We start from the raw sequence: 17,019 nt of genomic DNA, 5'->3' as shown, positions 1-17,019 counted from the left end.
CCTATGGACGCGTGTCCGGGTTCATAGCTACATCTGCGGCTCGACCCTCCCCCTAAGGTCCGGATTCGAGGAATGGCTTTGCGAAAATTGGGATTGATCGGCGGCATGAGCTGGGTGTCGACCGGGATGTATTACGATCGCATCAACCGCATCGTGCAGAAACGCGCGGCGCCCATGGCGAGCGCGCCGATGCTGATCGAGAGCCTCGATTTCTGCCAGCTCTACGCGATCCGCGAGGACAGGGACTGGAAACGCGCTTCCGAAGTGCTGTGCGACAGCGCGCGGCGGCTCGAAGGGGCCGGAGCCGAAGGGCTGATCATCGGCGCCAACTCGATGCACAAGCTTTACGACGACGTCGCTGCCGCGGTCGACATTCCGATCCTGCATATCGCCGATTACGTCGGCAAGGCGCTGAAGGAAGCGGGGCACAAGAGCGCCGCGCTGATCGGCACCCGTAACGTGATGACCGAAAGCTTCTATCGCCAGCGTCTGGTTGCGCACGGGATCGATCTGTTGCCGCCCAACATGGACAACGTCGAAACGCTCGACCGGATCATTTACGACGAGCTGATGGTCGGCAAGGTGACGCGCGATGCCGAGCGCGCGATGAAGACCATCATCACCAACAAATCGCAGGAGGGTGCCGAGGCGGTCGTCATTGCGTGTACCGAACTGGAGCTGGTGGTCGACGTGGATGCGAATGTGCTGCCGGTGTTCGACTCCACCCGAATTCACTGCCGTGCAGCCGCCGATTGGGTGCTCGATCAAGAACTGGTCGCATAACCTGTCGCTTCACCCCCGATTGAAAACGCTTCGTCGCAAGCGGTCCCGCCGCGCGATGCGTTTCGCCGTTTGCTAACGTAGCTCAACTGCGGAAATCGTTACGACATCATATCGGACGAATTCCGGGCCCTCGGGTCGCACCGATGGCCATCGGGGCCGCTCCCCTTCAATGCACCAAGGGTGGGCGGTCCCACTTCCGCCGCAAAAGCCCGGCGCTTTAGGGCACCTTCCGCAACGATCTGTCCACCGCTATCCTTCGGGGTTGCCGATCTGTTCCGGTTGAGAGCCGCCCGGCGCTCACCTACTCCTCGACACATGACCCGCGCACCCTTCGCTGCCGATCCCGCCCGCCACCGGGGCCGCGAATTCGGACCGCAACGCGGCGGCGGCATTGGCGAGCAGCGTGGGCCGCGCAGCGAATTCCAGCGCGATCGCGACCGGATCGTCCATTCGATGAGTTTCCGCCGGCTCAAGTCCAAGACGCAGGTGTTCATCGCGCCCGAGGGCGACCATTACCGCACCCGGCTGACGCACAGCCTCGAGGTCGCGCAGATCGGACGGGTGCTGGCGCGCGCGCTCGGGCTCGACGAAGACCTGACCGAAGCCCTGTGCCTGGCGCACGATCTCGGGCACCCGCCGTTCGGCCATGCCGGCGAGGCGGCGCTGGCGGATTCGATGGCGCGGTTCGGCGGGTTCTGTCACAACGCGCAGGCACTGCGCACCGTCATGCGGCTCGAAAGCCCCTATCCCGAACATGACGGCCTGAACCTGACGTGGGACCTGCTCGAAGGGCTCGCCAAGCACAACGGGCCGGTGTTGGGCCCCAACTGGGCGCTGGCCGAACTCGACGCCGAATTTCCGCTCGAGCTTGCCGCCTGGCCCTCGCTTGAAGCGCAGATCGCCGCCGTTTCGGACGATATCGCTTACGACAACCATGATATCGACGACGGGTTGCGGGCGGGCTTTCTCGACCTCGAAGACCTGCTGCAGCTGGATTTCCTCGCGGACCAGTGGCGGACGGTCGAAAAACGCTTTCCCAACGCCCCGCGCGAGCGCCAATTGCGCGAGCTCGTGCGCGACCAGATCGGGTTGATGGTGAACGACGTGCTCGAGCATACGCGCGCGCAGGTCGCCGGGATTGGTTCGGTCGACGAGGTGCGCGCAGCGGGTCGCCGATTGGCAGGCTTCTCGCCGGAGATGAGCGAACAGGAACGGGCATTGAAGAAATTCATGTACGAAAGGCTGTACTACCACCCCGAGCAGGTCACCGCCGCCGCGCGCGCGAGGGACGTGGTGACGCGGCTGTTCGCGGCCTATTCGCAGGAGCCTGCGCTGATGCCCGACGAATGGCACGACCGGCTGCCGTCCGAACAGCCGGCGCGCGCCCGCACGATCGCCGATTTCATCGCCGGGATGAGCGACAAGTTCGCGATTCAGAGCTGCACCGCGATCTACGGCGAACAACCCGATGGGCTGGTCAATGTCTGACCGGCGCAGGGTCCGCGGCCATGGTCCGCACGTGCAAGCCGAACCGAGCACCGCGGCGGTCAAGCTCGGGCCGACCCGGATCGGGCTGGTCGGGGCCACCGGGCTGATCGGGACGCTTGTGATCCAGGTAGCCAGCGCCAGCGACGAGGCCCGGATCGTCGGTATCGCCCGGCGCGAAGCGCGGCTTCCCGAAGGTGCGCGAATGGAAATGTTCGTCGCCCAGCCGGACAAGTGGGGCGAGGTGCTCGAGGCGGTCCAGCCGCGTTCGCTGATCTGCGCGCTCGGTACGACGATGCGCAAGGTCGGCGGCGACGAGACGGCGTTCAAGGCGGTCGATCAGGATCTCATCGTGGCCACGGCCGAAGCCGCCGTGGAAGCGGGCGTGCCCAACATGGTGCTGGTAAGTTCCGCCGGAGCCGATCCGCGTTCGACGAATTTCTACCTGCGGGTGAAGGGCGAGACCGAACAACTGGTCTCCAAGGTGGGCTTCAAGCGGCTCGATATCCTGCGCCCCGGCCTGCTGCGCGGAGTCCGCGAGGATGATTTCCGCCTGGTCGAAAAGCTGGCGATGTTCGCGAGCCCGGTGGTGGATCCGCTGCTGCCGCAGAAATGGGAGATGTACCGCTCTATCGATGCCGATATCGTCGCAGAGGCGGCGCTGGGCCTCGGCATGCGGCGGGCCGCCGGCCGCTTCACCCATGATAACGAGGCGATGAAGCGCGCCGCGCGCGAATGGCGCAACGCGGTCGAACGCCACGCAGTGGACGAGGAATAGCCTGTGGACTGGGGGTTCGTTTTCAGCGCGGTAAACCTGCTTGCGCTAATCGCGTGGATCGCACTGATCGCATTGCCGCGCCATCCTGCGCTGCTGGCGGGTGTGCTGTATGCCGGAGTCGGCCTGCTCTGCCTGATCTATGCCGTCGGGCTGATCGGTGTGCTCGGCGGCGTGTTCGAAGCCGGCGAGGGCGGTGCCGATTTTACCACGATTGCGGGCGTGCGGTCGATCTTCGCGAGCGATGCCGGGGTCACGATCGGCTGGACGCACTATCTCGCCTTCGACCTGTTCGTGGGCTTGTGGATCGCACGCGATGCCGATGCGAAGTTCTTTTCGCGCTGGGTGCAGGCCCCGATCCTGCTCGCCACGTTCATGGCCGGACCGCTGGGTCTGCTGATCTGGCTCGCCATTCGCGAGCCGCGCGCACGATCGAAAGGCCGCATTCGCTAGAACCGGCTTCGTTCGCCGGGCCGGCCCTAACCGAAAAGGGCTTTGAGCGCGCTGGTTTCTTGCCGTAAGCCTGTTGCCTGACAACGCTTGCGGGAGAGAGCACGATCATGGCGAAAGACGCCCATCACGACTTCGTCACCTTCGATGAAATCCTGAACTTCTGGGCGAAGGAGCGACCTGATGCCCCCGCTCTCGAACAGGATGGGCACGCCACGACCTATGCCGAAGCCGACGAACAGACCCGCCGCCTGATCGGGCTGTTCCAGGCACGAGGGATCGCCGCAGGCGACCGGATTGCGTGGCTGGGCAAGAACGAGGACATCTACTGCCTGCTCTATCTCGCTGCGGCCCGTATGGGGGCGGTGATGGTTCCGATCGGCTGGCGGCTCGCCCCGCCCGAGATCGCCTATATCCTCGGCGATACCGGCGCGAAGCTGGTGTTTGCCGGTGAGGAATTCGTCGAAACCGCGCGCAAGGTCGCTGCGGATCTGCCCGAACAGCCCGAAGTGATCGGCGCATCTGAGGCACGCCAGCAAGCCGCGGCGCACGAACCGGGCGACTATCATCCGCCTGATCCGGGCGAACCGATCCTGCAACTCTACACCAGCGGCACGACCGGCAATCCCAAGGGCGCGGTGCTTTCCAACGCGAACCTGCTCGGGCTGCGCAATCCGGGCAACGCAGCGGGGCTGGAGTGGAATTTCTATGACCCCGACGATTGCATGCTGATCGCGATGCCGTGCGCGCATATCGGTGGAACGGGTCTGATCAACATCGCGATCGCCAACGGAATCCGCAGCCTCGTGCAGAGCGAGTTCACGCCCGTCGGCGTGCTCCAAGCGATCGAGAATGGCGCGACGCACATGTTCATCGTCCCCGCAGCGCTGCAGATGGTGGTGCAACATCCGCGCGCGGTGGAGACCGATTTCAGCCATCTCAAATATCTGATGTACGGGGCCGCGCCGATGCCGCTCGAACTGCTCAAGCAGGCGGTCTCGACGATGCCCAATGCGGGGTTTCTCCAAGCCTACGGCATGACCGAGACGAGCGGAACGATCTCGTTGCTGCCGCCAGCCGATCACACCCTCGAAGGCAACGAACGCATGCGATCGGCGGGCAGGGCGCTGCCGGGGGTCGCAATCGAGGTTCGCGGACCCGACAACAAAGAGATGCCGCGCGGCGAGATCGGTGAAGTCTGCATCAAGTCGCCATCCAACACCGCCGGCTACTGGAAGCTGCCCGATGCGACCGCGAAAACGATCGACCCGGATGGCTGGCTGCATACGGGCGATGCCGGGGTGATGGATGCGGACGGCTACATCTACATTCAGGACCGCATCAAGGACATGATCATTTCCGGCGGCGAGAATGTCTACCCGGCCGAGGTCGAAAACGCGATCTTCGGTCACCCGGCGATCGCCGAGGTGGCGGTGATCGGGGTGCCGAGCGAACGCTGGGGCGAAGAGGTGAAAGCCTGCGTCGTGCCCAAGCCGGGGGCGCAGGTCGATCCGGCCGACGTGATCGCCTACACGCGCGAGCGGATTGCGGCGTTCAAGGTGCCCAAGAGCATCGAGATTATCCCGGAAATGCCGCGCAATCCATCGGGCAAGATCCTGCGACGGCAATTGCGCGCGCCCTATTGGGAAGGGCAGGAACGCCAAGTCTCCTAGGGTGAAGAAACACGCGCCCGCCACGCTGCGCAACCGCGAGGCGATCCTCGCCGTCTTGCAGCAGGAATTGCCCGAGTGGGGCACGGTGCTCGAAGTGGCGAGCGGATCGGGCGAACACGCGATCTATTTCGCGGGACGGATTCCGCAGCTCGCATGGCAGCCGAGCGATCCCGATTCCGAGGCGGTGGCCTCGATCCGCGCCTATCGTGACGAGTATGACGGGGTGAACCTGCGCGACCCGGTGACGCTCGACGCCAGCGCGCCGGAAAGCTGGGGCATGCAGCACGCCGAAGCCATCGTGTGCATCAACATGGTGCATATCAGTCCCTGGCCGGCGACCGAGGGGCTGTTCGCGGGCGCTGCCCCATTGCTTGCCGAAGGCGCGCCCCTGATCCTTTACGGACCGTATCTCGAACCGGGGGTTGCAACCACGCGGTCGAACCTGGCCTTCGACGAAGGATTGCGGGCGCGGAACCCGGAATGGGGCTTGCGCGACATCGCTCGGGTGGATGACGTGGCGCGAACACACGGCTTTGCGCGCACCGCGCGCCACGAGATGCCCGCCAACAATCTTTCGCTGGTCTATCGGCGCGGCGCCTAGACGGCGTCAGTCGATCGCTTCTTCACCTGCACGGCCGACCGACTGGATATCCTCGCCCAGACCCTTCACGGTGTTGCAGGCGGTGGTTCCGGTCAGCGCGATCGCGGCGAGCGTCCCGGCGATGATCACTTTGCGAATCTTCATATCGAACCCTTTCAATGCCCGGATTATCCGATCTAGCGGATTAATCCGAGGTTGCCAGCGTAGCGCGTGAAGCGGCGTTGCGTTCCCGCGCCAGAACGCGCTCGCGATATGCGATGAGCAGCCCCGCACCGATGATGAGCGGAGCGCCGAGCCACAGGGTCGGCGGCGCGGCGCGCCCGAACACGGTCGCACCGTACCATGTCGCCCACAGCAGCGAGGTGTAATCCATCAGCAGGATCACCCCCGCCGATCCGAACCGCAGCGACGTGGTGAGCAGAATCTGCGCCAGTGCTCCGCACAGCGCCATCGCAAGTACGATCAGCCAGGTTTGCGGATCATGCCCGCCCGCGAAAAAGGGCAGGATGACCAGCAACACCGGAGTGGTGATCGCGGTGAACCAGAAGATTATGCTGAAGGGGTTTTCGGTGGTGTTGAGGTCTTGCACCTGAAAGCTGATCATCGCCACCATGGCAGCTGCGATCAGCGCCACTGCCACGCCGACGAAAGTGATCTCGCCTCCATTGGCGCCGCCACCCAGGCCCGGCTGCATGATCACGAGCACCCCGCAAAAGCCGGTAAAGACTGCTGCCGAGCGATACAGCCCGACCTTTTCGCCGAACATCACGACCGCGATAACGACGGCGAACAGCGGCGCGGTGTAGGAAAGTGTCGTCGCCTCGGCCAGCGGCAGCAGCAGCACCGCGCCATAGACGAAGAACATGCACACCCCGCCCAGCACTGCGCGGCCCGCGTGGTTCCCGATGCGTCTGGTGCGCAGCGCGGCAAGCCGACCAAACGCGGCGAGACCGCCGGTGATCAGCGCCAAGGTTATGAATTGCCGCCAGAAAATCATCTCGACCAGATGGACGCCGCGCTCTCCGGCGAGCTTGACCAGCATCGCCATGGTTGCAAACACAATCGCGGTGAGAAGGCGCAACCCGATGGCGAGCAAAGGGCGCGGATTGGCGATCGAACCGTCCACAAAGCGCGCTTGGCGCACAGTGAGGGATTGCGCAAGCCGCGCGCAGGACTAAATCGCGCGGGCCATGGACCTTGTGAACGCAATCCTGCTTTCAAGCGATGCCGCGATCCTTGCCGACGTCGGGACGGGCTTTCTGCTGCTTGCGGCGTTCTGCGCGCTGATGGAGCGCCGGCGGGGCAAGTCGCGTTCGCTCGAACGGCTCGAACGCGTCGGCTGGGTGCCGTGGACCGGGCTATTCGTCGGCTGCATGATCATCGGCGGCGGTTGCCTGGCGATGAGCCTGCCGGTGGTTCTCGGGAATTTGTGAGTTTTTGTTTCCGCGCGCCCATCCGGGCGCGCGATGTCCTCGCTCATGCGACCTGAAGGTCGCGTCGCTGCGGGCGGGCGGTCGCCCTTGCGGCGGCATGCGCCGCCGTTCGGCACTTGGTTATGGAAGTCAGAGCGCGACCGCGCGACGGCCGGTTAGGCCGCAGATATCGGGTCGGATGACCCGATATCGCCTGCCTTACAGGCAGGCCTCGAGATACGCCTGGTCGAAGCCGTACTGGCGTGCCTTTTCCAGCGTGTAGGGACGCAGGCCCGAGGCGCGGAATTCACCGAGGATCTTGCCGTCGTCGCTTTCGTCGAGATACTCGAACTTGAACAGCTCCTGCGTCACGATCACGTCGCCCTCCATCCCGATCACCTCGGTGATGTTGGTGGTGCGGCGGGAACCGTCGCGAAGGCGCTTCACCTGAACGATCAGGTCGACCGATTCGGCGATCTGGCGCGAAATGGCTTCCTTCGGGATCTTGATGTCGCCCATCAGGATCATGTTTTCCATACGGCCCAGGCATTCGCGCGGGCTGTTGGCGTGGAGCGTACACATCGAACCATCGTGGCCGGTGTTCATCGCCGCGAGAAGGTCGAAACATTCCGCGCCACGAATTTCGCCCAGGATGATCCGGTCAGGACGCATACGCAGGGCGTTCTTCACGAGGTCGCCGATGGTGATCGCGCCTTGCCCTTCGAGGTTCGGCGGACGCGTTTCCAGCGGCAGCCAGTGCGGCTGTTGCAGGCGAAGTTCGGCCGCGTCCTCGATCGTCAGCACGCGTTCGCCCGGGTCGATCATTTTCGACAGGGCGTTGAGCATGGTCGTCTTACCCGAACCGGTACCGCCCGAAATGACGATGTTCATCCGGCACGCGCCCGCGATCTTCAGCGCGGTGCACATCTTGTCCGACATCGAACCGAATTCCTTGAGCATGTCGAGGGTGATCGGCTTCTCGGAAAACTTACGGATCGAGATCGCGGTGCCGCGCAGCGACAGCGGCGGCACGATGACGTTCACACGCGAGCCGTCCTTCAAGCGGGCGTCGGCCAGCGGCGTGGTCTGGTCGACGCGGCGGCCGACCTGGTTCACGATCCGCTGGGCGATCTGGAACAGGTGGCTTTCATCGCGGAACCGGATCGGTGCGATCGTCAGCTTGCCCTTCTTTTCGATGTAGGTCTGGTCGGGACCGTTGACCATGATATCGGAAACGTCGGGGTCGTTCAGCAGCTCTTCGAGCGGACCGAAACCCAGCAGCTCGTCGATCAGGACCTTTTCGAGCGCGAATTGCTCGCGGCGGTTCAGCGTGACCTTGAGTTCGGCCAGCACTTCCAGGATGATCGGGCGGAATTCTTCCGACAGCTCTTCCTTGGTCAGGGTCGCTGCGGCTTCCGGATCGACGCGTTCGAGCAGCCGCGGCAGCACCTGCTCCTTGATCTTGTGGACGCTGGCTTCGAAGCCGCCCGATTCCGATGCGGCTTCGTTGATGGCGTTGGCGCGTTCGGCGAGGCGATCCATCGCGTCGGCGGTGGCGTTGCCCGAACCCTTGGTTGCGGTCGGCGCGGGATTGGGAGCCGACGGCTTGGCGTCATCCTCGCCCTTGGGCAGCGGCGGAAACTGCTCTCCGCCCTTGGGCTCGTTGCCCGAACCGGACGAACCCTTCATCGGTCGTGCAACGCCGAAAGCGGGCCGGTTCGGTTTCATACCGCCTGCTCCACCCTTTTTTCCGAATGCGCTCATTCCAAGCCCCCAGGCCGTTCAATATTTCCCGCACATGTCCAGCAACAAGGCGAACAGTGCCTCTCAGAAGGTGGTGAATATTCGGGAAACCTTATTTTTTTCCTAAGGACCCGGGCTTCAAGCGCGCACCGTCCCGGGCAGTGAAGAAGGGGGCTCGGGCGGTCGCAAGCCTGCGTTTCCTGCGGTAGTTTTTGGTTAAGGCTTCCTTGATAGAGCCCATGGAAAGGCTATTCGCCAAGGGGACGATCCATGCACATTATAAAGCGCCGTTACGTCGACACCATGCAAGCTCTCGGTCACGGTCTCGACGGGCTCGGCGGTTCGGTCGACAGTGATGCGGCGCAGCGCGCAAGCGACCCCTATGGCTGGCGCCGGTGGTTTGCATCGCTGTTCGCGATCTACGAAACCGATCGCATGATCGCGCTCGATCTGCCGTGGTGGAACGTCGCCGCGACGCGCGAGATCGCCGATTTTCTCGCCGCTCGCGGTGGCAACGCGCGGGTATTCGAATACGGATCGGGTGCAAGCACGGTGTGGCTCGCAAGGCGCTGCGGGGAGATCGTGACGGTTGAACACGACAAGCCTTGGCTCGACAAGTTTCAGCGACAGACCGCGGGCTTCGACAACGTGTCGCTGCTGTATCGTCCGATCGACGAAAGTCCCGCCGCCTATGTCGAGGCAATCGACGAGTTCGACGGCGCGTTCGATCTGATCGTGATCGATGGTCGGCACCGCTCCGCCTGCCTCAAGCACGCCGAAAACCGGCTCAAGCCCGGCGGGATCGTGCTGTTCGACGATTCGGGCCGGTCGCGCTATCGCGATGCGATCGAAGGCAGCGCTCTGAACGAGCACCGGCATTACGGTCGCTCGTACTGCGTTCCCTATCCCGACTACACCAGTCTGATGCGCCACGATGGCTGACACACCGCAGCCGCCGGCTCGGGCCAAGGCAGTCATGCGCTGGGGCGGCTATGCCCTGCTGATTGCCGCGCTGGTCTATTGCGGGCAGGCGCTGCGCGAGCTTGGCATGGATGCGCTGGTCGAACGGCTTTCGCCGGCCGCGTGGCTGGTGACCATCGCGACGGGGCTGGCTTATGGCGCGGCGCTGGCATTGCTGGCGGCGGGCTGGGCGGCGATGGCGGCGCGCAAGGGCGCGCTCGATCTTGCCAATGTGCTTGCGATCTACGGCCCGGCGGTGGTCGCCAAGTATATCCCCGGATCGGTGTTTCAGTACGGATCACGGCAACTGACCGGGGCCGAATTCGGGCTCGAACAGAAACCGATGGTCAGGGCGAGCCTTGCCGAGGCGGGCCTGCACATACCCGCAGCGCTGCTGTGCGCGGCGATCCTCCTCGTCGGTGGCGGCGCGCCCGCGCTGGGCCTGCTCGCGGCAGGCGGACTGGCGGTCGGGTTTGTGGCAGGTGCACCGCTTTGGCGCGCGGCCGGGTTTCAGCTGTGCTTCTTCGCGCTGTTTGCGCTGCTGGCGGTTGCGCTCGCAGCACTGGCGGTGTCGGCAGGCGATCCGGAACGGCTCGCGGCGATGTTCATGCTCGCCTGGGTCGCGGGTTTCCTCGTCCCGGTTGCACCGGGCGGGATAGGCGTGCGCGAAACCGCTCTGCTCGCGCTGGCGGTCCCCGACGAAAGCGCGGCAATCGTCGCGGCGTTCGCGCTGCTGACGCGGCTGGCGACCACGATCGGCGATGCCGCGATCGGCTGTGCGGGTTACGGCCTGCTGCTCTCGCGCCGCTGGAACAGGCAGGCATCGGCGTAGCAGGCAAGGCGCTCGAAACCGGGCTCCGCATCCATCCTCGCAAGCACGGCAGCGTAGCTATCCGGGTGCAGAACGCGTGACAGGTAAACCAGATCGACTTCGGGAGCGATCGGCTCCGGAGCCCCGGCAAAGAACCGTTCGGCCGCCTCGATCCGCGGCTTTGCCAACGGGTAGTCGGTCGCCCGCAGCGACGCGGTGACGGCGCGCTGCCCGATGATGGCCGCCCAGGCGTCGTCGCCGCGATCCGGTGCGAGCACCGGCGGTTCGGGGTATTGCAGCACGATCGCGGTCTTGGCGGTGCGTTCCCGCATGGCTGCCAGCACCGCGCGGTCATCGCGCGGGATTTCGGTGGTGAAGCTGTCGCCCATCCGGCCGTGCCAAGCGGTGCGCAGGCCCGCGCTCGGCAGCGCCACCAGTACCACCGCGATCAGCACCGCCACTCCGAGGGCGCGCTGACGACCGCCGACCCGCCAAACCCGGTCGAACAGGAACACGCCGATGATCGCGTTGGCGAGCGCAGGCAGGTTGACTGCGCGGATGCGGGTCTCGATCGCCAACCGCTCGGTCATCACGATTTCCACCGCTACCGCCGCCAGCAGCGCCGCCGCGATCAGGGCGACGGCAAACCCTTTGACTTCGATCTTCGCACTCTCGCTCGGGCGCCAGTAATACAGGCCGAGGACAGCGATCAGGAAAGGCACCCCGACCGTACCGAGCACGAGGTTCACGCTGGCGATGATGCGCGTCATCAGCGGCAGATCGGGTCGTTCGTTGACCAGCAGCGGGCTTTCGATGGCCGAATCGACATTGCCGATCTGCACTACCTGAAACACCACCACGATCAGCCCGGACAGGATGACCATCGCAACGAGTTCGGGCACCGCCTGCAGCCGTCCGCTCCACAGGCGATACAGGCCATAGGCGAGCAGCACCACCGCGCCGAGCAGCACCGAGATCGCCATCACCGGCACCAACGCCGCCAGTGCTAGCCACCTGAGCCGTCCGTCGTCCTTGAGCAGGAACCAGCCGAGCAGTGCGACGATCGCCAGCAGGTGCTGCGGGATGTATTGCGACAGAGTCATCAGGCCCGGCCCCTTGGGCGCGGCCGGGAAGTTGAGGATCCCGTCGAGCCCGATCCCGGCAACCAGTTGATACAGGAACGAGGTCGGGGCGCTGGCGAACAGCGCGATGACCCCGATCAGCAAGGCGATATTGCGCGCCGCCCCGGTCTGTCGCAGCACTCCGTAGAACACCGATCCGAACAGCAACACCAGCACGCTGTTGGCAGCGGCGAGCGCGGACCACCCGTCATTGCCGATGGCGAGGCCTGCTGCGGGAAGTACGTAGCTGAGCCAGTAATAATAGAGCGGGTCGGCCCGGTTGAAATTGTCGACCGCCGGAACGCCGAAATTGGCAATCGCGGAAACATGGCCGAGATGCTTGAACCAGTCGGCGTTGTACCAGCCATGCACCAGCAAGGCTCCACCGGGGCCTTCGCGCACCGCCAGCCAATGGACGAAAAACCCGTAGGCAAGGAAGATCACCCCGAGCGCCAGCCCCTGCCATTCGAACACCGGCGCGGATCGGGGTGTGCTCGCGCCGACCGCGATCCTGCGCGCGCCCAGCTGTGCCCCGGCCGTGGCGACAATCCCGACGGCGATCAGCGAGAGCGCCGGAAGGGACAACCCTGCCACCGCCTTGGTCGCGATCCCGAGCAGCGCCGTAACCAGCATCACCACCGTCAGCGAAGCCGCCATCGCGGCGGCGGCCATGCCCGGACGTTGCGCGCGGCCGCGCACGAGCACCCAGCCCGGTGCCATCGCCAGGCATGCCAGCAGCAATGTCGCCGCAATCGAGAGGATCATCGGCCCCAACCCTTACCAAACAGCATTAACGGTTTCTTTCCATTCGACCCCTAGGCCCGGAATGCAATTTCCAGGGGGTTTCAATTCACATGTCTTTTGCAGGCAAGATCGATCCGCTCGCACCCGGTATCGTCGAATGCAGCTTCGTGATCCCGTTTCTTAACGAGTGCGAAAGTCTCGAAATCCTCTACGGCGAAGTGGTTGACGAGTGTGAAACGCTCGGTCGCAGTTTCGAGTTGATCTTCGTCGACGACGGCAGCACCGATGGCGGCGAGGATATCGTGCGCCGGCTGGCGGCGAAAGATGCCCGCGTGTCGCTTGTCCGGTTTCGCCGCAATTTCGGCAAGTCGGCCGCCTTGTCGGCAGGCTTTCGCGAAGCGGTGGGCGACATAGTCTTCACCATGGACGCCGACCTGCAGGACAATCCGAGCGAGATCGGCAACTTCCTGAAAGCGATCGACGAAGGCCAAGATTGCGTCACCGGCTGGAAGCAAGTGCGCAACGATCCGCTCGACAAGACGCTGCCGTCGAAATTGTTCAACGGCGCGGTCAACAAGGCCTTCGGGCTTCAGATCAACGATCACAATTGCGGGTTCAAGGCGTATCGCCGCGAAATCCTCGCCGAGTTGGAAATGTACGGCGAACTTCACCGCTTCGTTCCCGCGCTGCTGCATGCGCGCGGCTACAAGGTCGGGCAGATTCCGGTGCAGCACCGCGCGCGCCGGTTCGGCGTGTCGAAATTCGGGGCCAAGCGCCTGATCAAGGGGGCGCTCGATCTGCTGACCGTGTGGCTGACCACGCGCTATGCCGCGCGCCCGCTGCACTTGTTCGGCGGCGGCGGGCTGGCGCTTTCGGCGCTGGGCTTTGCCATCCTCGGCTATCTCAGCGTGCTGTGGGTGATCGGCCTAGGTCCGATCGGCAACCGTCCGCTGCTGATGCTCGGGATGCTGCTGGTGCTGTTCGGCGGGCAGATGGTTTCGGTTGGACTGGTCGCCGAAATCGTGCTGCGGCGCTCGATTACCGAAGGCGACAAGTATTCGGTCGCCGAACGGTCCGGTGCGATCGTCGAGCGCGAGCTGAACGAGCGCGTGGCGCAGGAAATCGCGGCGCAGCTGTAAGACCGGCGCGATCCGCCCACGCGAGGGCTTTTCAAACACCGCGTCGCGCCATACGGGCCGCGCATGACCCATTCCGAACGCAGCGGCCTGGCCTATGCCATCGCCGGCTTCATCATCCTGTCGATCGGCGATGCGGTCATCAAGTCGATGGCGGGCGCGTGGCCGGCCTTTGCGGTTGCCGCCCTGCGGTTCGCGATCGGCGCGAGTGTGCTGTCGATCTGGCTGCTCAAGAGCGAGGGGGCAAAGGCGTTCCGGCCCAAGAGCCCATGGCTCCAGATCGCGCGCGGTTCGTGCCTGGCGCTGGCATCGGTGTGCTTCTTCTCCGCGATCTACATCATGCCGCTGGCCGAAGCGATGGCGATCGCGTTCCTTTCGCCCGTCCTCACGCAGCTGCTGGCCGGGCCGTTGCTGGGCGAGACGGTGCGCCGGGAGGTATGGGTTGTCTCGCTGGTGGCGCTGTGCGGGGTCGCGATCGTCCTGCGGCCCAACCTCGCGCTGCTGGGCTGGGCGGCGCTGTTGCCGCTGGTTTCGGCGGTGTTCTTTGCATTGATGGTGATCGCCAACCGCGCGAGCGCGGGGCAGGGCAGCGCGCTGTCGATGCAGGTGTTCATCGCCGGGGTCTGCGCGCCGATCCTGATCGTCGGCGCGATCGCGGCAAAGCTTTCGGGCATTCCCTCGCTCGATTTCGGGTGGCCGAGCTGGGACGTCGTGGCCCGCTGCGCGGTCGTCGCAGTCACGGCAACGACCGCGCACTGGCTCGCCTATATCGGAACGATCCGCGCGGGCGCGGCGCAGGTCGCACCGGCGATCTATGTGCAGTTGCTGGTGGCGATCTTGCTGGGCTGGTGGTTCTTCGACGACAGGCCCGACTTGCCGACGCTGTCGGGCGCGGCGTTGATCGTCGCCGCGGGGCTTTATCTTTGGCGCGACGGCTTGCGGCGGAGAGCATAGCGGCTAGAGGCGCAATGCTATATTCACCCAACCGGCCCTAAGCGCCTCGCGCACGGGCACAAACAGGGGCAACGGACGCGTATGTGCGGCATTATCGGGATCGTGAGTTCGCAGCCGGTTGCAGACCGGCTGGTAGATGGCCTGCGGCGGATGGAGTATCGCGGTTATGACAGCGCCGGGGTCTGCACCCAGCACAACGGTGAGATGATCCGCCGCCGGGCCGAAGGCAAGCTCATCAATCTGGTCGGAGTGCTTGAGCGCGAACCCGCCCCCGGCAATGTCGGCATCGCCCACACCCGCTGGGCCACGCATGGCGCACCGACCGCGGCAAACGCACACCCCCACGCGACCGAGGAACTGGCGCTGGTCCACAACGGGATCATCGAGAATTACAAGGCGCTGCGTGACGAGCTGAAGGGTGAAGGCCGCACCTATCAGAGCGAAACCGACACCGAAGTCGCCGCGCACCTCATTTCCTCGCGCATTGAAAAGGGCATGTCTCCGCAAGAGGCGGTTGCCGACGTGCTCCCGCGCCTGCGCGGTGCCTTTTCGCTGGCCATCACCTTTCGCCAAAGCCCCGATCTCCTGATTGGTGCGCGGCTCGGCTCGCCGCTGGTCGTGGGGTATGGCGAAGGGGAGATGTTTCTTGGCTCCGATGCGCTGGCGCTGGCCCCGCTGACTCAGCGCATATCCTACCTCGAAGAAGGCGACTGGGTGGTCATCACGCGCGAAGGCGCCGAGATTTTCGATGTCGACAACGACCCGGTCGAACGCCCGATCCAGGCGTCAGGCGCTTCGGCAGCGGCGGTGGAGAAGGGCAATTACCGCCACTTCATGCAAAAGGAGATCTTCGAACAGCCAACCGTGGTGGCGCAGACGCTGACCTCCTACCTGCGGCGCGAGGACAATTCGGTTGCGCTGCCGCAGTTCGATTTCGACCTGTCGGGGGTGAAGCGCCTGACTATCGTTGCCTGCGGGACTTCATATTACGCCGGGCTCGTTGCCAAATACTGGTTCGAACAATTTGCGCGCGTGCCGGTCGATATCGATGTCGCCTCCGAATTCCGTTACCGCGAGCCGGTGCTCGAGGAGGGCGGGCTGGCGCTGTTCATTTCGCAATCGGGCGAAACCGCCGATACGCTCGCAGCCCTGCGCCATTGCAAGGCCGAGGGACAGACCATTGGGGTTGTCGTCAATGTGCCCACCAGCTCGATGGCGCGCGAGGCCGATCTGCTGCTGCCCACCCATGCGGGACCGGAAATCGGGGTGGCCTCGACCAAGGCGTTTACCTGCCAGCTCGCAGTGCTGGCGGCGCTTGCGGCCAACATGGCGGTGAAGAAGGGCCGGATGTCGCGCGATGAGGAAAAGGAGGTGGTCAAACACCTGCTCGAAGCACCCGCCGCGCTCAACGCTGCACTGGCGCATGACGATGACATCGCAGCGATGGCGCACCTCATCGCACCGGCGCGCGACGTGTTGTATCTGGGGCGCGGGCAGGATTTCCCGCTGGCGCTGGAAGGCGCATTGAAGCTTAAGGAAATCAGTTACATCCATGCCGAAGGATATGCTTCGGGCGAGATGAAACACGGGCCGATCGCGCTAATCGACGACGAGGTTCCAGTGGTGGTGATCGCGCCTTCGGGGCCGCTGTTCGAAAAGACCGTTTCCAACATGGAAGAGGTGCGCGCGCGCGGTGGCAAGGTGGTGCTGATTTCCGATGCACAAGGGATCGCCGAGGCGGGCGAGGGCTGCATGGCCACGATCGAGATGCCCAAGGTGCACCCGCTGATCGCTCCGCTGGTCTACGCCATCCCGGTGCAACTGCTCGCCTACCATGTCGCAGTGGTGAAGGGCACCGACGTCGACCAGCCGCGCAACCTTGCGAAATCGGTCACGGTGGAGTGAGCGAGGCCGCGCTCGTCACGATCGAGGGCGGATGCCATTGCCGCGCGGTGCGGTTTCGTGCCGATGTCGAACCCCGGCCGAAGATGCTGCGCTGCAATTGTTCGATCTGTTCGGCATCGGGTTATCTGCACCTGTTCGTACCGCACGAACGCTTCACCCTGATCCAGGGCCGGGATGCCATCACATCGTATCGTTTCGGGAGCGGCCAGGCCGAGCATCTGTTCTGCCGATTCTGCGGGATAAAGAGCTTCTATCAGCCGCGCTCACACCCCGATTGCTGGAGCGTGCACTTCGCCTGCCTCGACGACGCTACCGGACTGGCTCCGGAAATCACTGAATTCGACGGTAAAAACTGGGAAGGCGCGATTTCCGGCATCGATCGATAGGTCAATGAAATTATATCGGAATTTACCATCCGGCCGAGGATACTTTACCGCCCCATAACCTTTGCCGGGTAGTTGCGAAG

Annotated in this window: 17 protein-coding genes; 13 read left to right on the top strand and 4 right to left on the bottom strand. The window is 64.4% G+C overall.

Annotation, left to right across the window (positions count from 1 at the left end; genetic code table 11):
- The first annotated feature begins 72 nt into the window (after window positions 1–72).
- The 6 genes from KDC96_RS08260 to KDC96_RS08235 all read left to right on the top strand — a co-directional run bounded on the left by KDC96_RS08260 (window position 73) and on the right by KDC96_RS08235 (window position 5,767).
- A complete protein-coding gene (locus KDC96_RS08260; RefSeq protein ID WP_212447996.1) occupies window positions 73–783 on the top strand; it encodes an aspartate/glutamate racemase family protein in 711 nt (236 codons plus the stop codon).
- Window positions 784–1,098: 315 nt separating this feature from the next.
- The gene (locus KDC96_RS08255) at window positions 1,099–2,271 is read left to right on the top strand and encodes a deoxyguanosinetriphosphate triphosphohydrolase (protein WP_212447995.1); all 1,173 of its coding nucleotides are present in this window, start codon (window positions 1,099–1,101) and stop codon (window positions 2,269–2,271) included.
- 31 nt (window positions 2,272–2,302) lie between these two features.
- Window positions 2,303–3,046 (top strand): NAD(P)H-binding protein, encoded by a 744-nt coding sequence (locus KDC96_RS08250; protein ID WP_249171724.1) that lies wholly within the window; start codon window positions 2,303–2,305, stop codon window positions 3,044–3,046.
- Between the two features lie 3 nt (window positions 3,047–3,049).
- Complete coding sequence (locus KDC96_RS08245; protein WP_212447993.1) at window positions 3,050–3,496, top strand: ABA4-like family protein; 447 nt, start codon at window positions 3,050–3,052, stop codon at window positions 3,494–3,496.
- A 107-nt stretch (window positions 3,497–3,603) separates the two neighbouring features.
- Window positions 3,604–5,166: a fatty acid--CoA ligase gene (locus KDC96_RS08240; RefSeq protein WP_212447992.1), complete on the top strand. Its 1,563-nt coding sequence runs from the start codon at window positions 3,604–3,606 to the stop codon at window positions 5,164–5,166.
- 1 nt (window position 5,167) lies between these two features.
- Complete coding sequence (locus tag KDC96_RS08235; protein WP_212447991.1) at window positions 5,168–5,767, top strand: DUF938 domain-containing protein; 600 nt, start codon at window positions 5,168–5,170, stop codon at window positions 5,765–5,767.
- 6 nt (window positions 5,768–5,773) lie between these two features.
- Here KDC96_RS08235 and KDC96_RS08230 read toward each other — a convergent pair whose 3' ends face one another.
- Together KDC96_RS08230 and KDC96_RS08225 are read right to left on the bottom strand one after the other, a co-directional pair.
- The gene (locus KDC96_RS08230) at window positions 5,774–5,911 is read right to left on the bottom strand and encodes an entericidin A/B family lipoprotein (protein WP_212447990.1); all 138 of its coding nucleotides are present in this window, start codon (window positions 5,909–5,911) and stop codon (window positions 5,774–5,776) included.
- A gap of 40 nt (window positions 5,912–5,951) precedes the next feature.
- Window positions 5,952–6,893, bottom strand: coding sequence for a DMT family transporter (locus KDC96_RS08225; protein WP_212447989.1), 942 nt, complete (start codon window positions 6,891–6,893; stop codon window positions 5,952–5,954).
- Between the two features lie 64 nt (window positions 6,894–6,957).
- On the opposite strand from KDC96_RS08225, the gene KDC96_RS08220 reads away from it, so the two are divergent.
- Window positions 6,958–7,200, top strand: a complete 243-nt coding sequence (locus KDC96_RS08220; RefSeq protein WP_212447988.1) for a hypothetical protein — start codon at window positions 6,958–6,960, stop codon at window positions 7,198–7,200.
- A gap of 198 nt (window positions 7,201–7,398) precedes the next feature.
- Here KDC96_RS08220 and KDC96_RS08215 read toward each other — a convergent pair whose 3' ends face one another.
- Window positions 7,399–8,943, bottom strand: coding sequence for a CpaF family protein (locus tag KDC96_RS08215; protein WP_212447987.1), 1,545 nt, complete (start codon window positions 8,941–8,943; stop codon window positions 7,399–7,401).
- A gap of 249 nt (window positions 8,944–9,192) precedes the next feature.
- Between KDC96_RS08215 and KDC96_RS08210 the strand changes: the two genes are divergently transcribed.
- Together KDC96_RS08210 and KDC96_RS08205 are read left to right on the top strand one after the other, a co-directional pair.
- On the top strand, window positions 9,193–9,864 hold the full coding sequence (locus tag KDC96_RS08210) for an O-methyltransferase (protein ID WP_212447986.1): 672 nt from the start codon (window positions 9,193–9,195) through the stop codon (window positions 9,862–9,864).
- Window positions 9,857–10,714, top strand: a complete 858-nt coding sequence (locus KDC96_RS08205; RefSeq protein WP_212447985.1) for a hypothetical protein — start codon at window positions 9,857–9,859, stop codon at window positions 10,712–10,714. Before KDC96_RS08210 ends, KDC96_RS08205 begins: the two co-directional genes overlap by 8 nt.
- On the opposite strand, the gene KDC96_RS08200 is transcribed toward KDC96_RS08205, so the two are convergent.
- A complete protein-coding gene (locus KDC96_RS08200) occupies window positions 10,666–12,579 on the bottom strand; it encodes a hypothetical protein (RefSeq protein ID WP_212452229.1) in 1,914 nt (637 codons plus the stop codon). The genes KDC96_RS08205 and KDC96_RS08200 overlap by 49 nt on opposite strands.
- Before the next feature lie 89 nt (window positions 12,580–12,668).
- Between KDC96_RS08200 and KDC96_RS08195 the strand changes: the two genes are divergently transcribed.
- The 4 genes from KDC96_RS08195 (at window position 12,669) to KDC96_RS08180 (ending at window position 16,939) form a co-directional block, all read left to right on the top strand.
- A complete protein-coding gene (locus KDC96_RS08195) occupies window positions 12,669–13,697 on the top strand; it encodes a glycosyltransferase family 2 protein (RefSeq protein ID WP_212452227.1) in 1,029 nt (342 codons plus the stop codon).
- A gap of 63 nt (window positions 13,698–13,760) precedes the next feature.
- Window positions 13,761–14,648, top strand: coding sequence for a DMT family transporter (locus KDC96_RS08190; RefSeq protein ID WP_212452225.1), 888 nt, complete (start codon window positions 13,761–13,763; stop codon window positions 14,646–14,648).
- An 81-nt stretch (window positions 14,649–14,729) separates the two neighbouring features.
- Complete coding sequence (glmS, locus tag KDC96_RS08185; protein ID WP_212452223.1) at window positions 14,730–16,553, top strand: glutamine--fructose-6-phosphate transaminase (isomerizing); 1,824 nt, start codon at window positions 14,730–14,732, stop codon at window positions 16,551–16,553.
- Complete coding sequence (locus tag KDC96_RS08180; RefSeq protein ID WP_249171982.1) at window positions 16,550–16,939, top strand: GFA family protein; 390 nt, start codon at window positions 16,550–16,552, stop codon at window positions 16,937–16,939. The genes glmS and KDC96_RS08180 overlap by 4 nt, the downstream gene beginning before the upstream one ends.
- The last annotated feature ends 80 nt before the right edge of the window (window positions 16,940–17,019 follow it).

It is taken from the genome of Erythrobacter sp. JK5, assembly GCF_018205975.1.
Lineage (GTDB): Bacteria > Pseudomonadota > Alphaproteobacteria > Sphingomonadales > Sphingomonadaceae > Erythrobacter.
The sequence above is the reverse complement of the archived record's forward strand: the minus strand, read 5'-3'. Positions and strand labels throughout refer to the sequence as shown.

Bases quoted from the DNA above. Each gene is read 5' to 3' on its own strand.
- KDC96_RS08260 (WP_212447996.1), top strand. From the start codon at position 73: ATGGCTTTGCGAAAATTGGGATTGATCGGCGGCATGAGCTGGGTGTCG.
- KDC96_RS08255 (WP_212447995.1), top strand. From the start codon at position 1,099: ATGACCCGCGCACCCTTCGCTGCCGATCCCGCCCGCCACCGGGGCCGC.
- KDC96_RS08240 (WP_212447992.1), top strand. From the start codon at position 3,604: ATGGCGAAAGACGCCCATCACGACTTCGTCACCTTCGATGAAATCCTG.
- KDC96_RS08230 (WP_212447990.1), bottom strand. From the start codon at position 5,911: ATGAAGATTCGCAAAGTGATCATCGCCGGGACGCTCGCCGCGATCGCG.
- KDC96_RS08220 (WP_212447988.1), top strand. From the start codon at position 6,958: ATGGACCTTGTGAACGCAATCCTGCTTTCAAGCGATGCCGCGATCCTT.
- KDC96_RS08215 (WP_212447987.1), bottom strand. From the start codon at position 8,943: ATGAGCGCATTCGGAAAAAAGGGTGGAGCAGGCGGTATGAAACCGAAC.
- KDC96_RS08210 (WP_212447986.1), top strand. From the start codon at position 9,193: ATGCACATTATAAAGCGCCGTTACGTCGACACCATGCAAGCTCTCGGT.
- KDC96_RS08205 (WP_212447985.1), top strand. From the start codon at position 9,857: ATGGCTGACACACCGCAGCCGCCGGCTCGGGCCAAGGCAGTCATGCGC.
- KDC96_RS08200 (WP_212452229.1), bottom strand. From the start codon at position 12,579: ATGATCCTCTCGATTGCGGCGACATTGCTGCTGGCATGCCTGGCGATG.
- KDC96_RS08195 (WP_212452227.1), top strand. From the start codon at position 12,669: ATGTCTTTTGCAGGCAAGATCGATCCGCTCGCACCCGGTATCGTCGAA.
- KDC96_RS08190 (WP_212452225.1), top strand. From the start codon at position 13,761: ATGACCCATTCCGAACGCAGCGGCCTGGCCTATGCCATCGCCGGCTTC.
- glmS (WP_212452223.1), top strand. From the start codon at position 14,730: ATGTGCGGCATTATCGGGATCGTGAGTTCGCAGCCGGTTGCAGACCGG.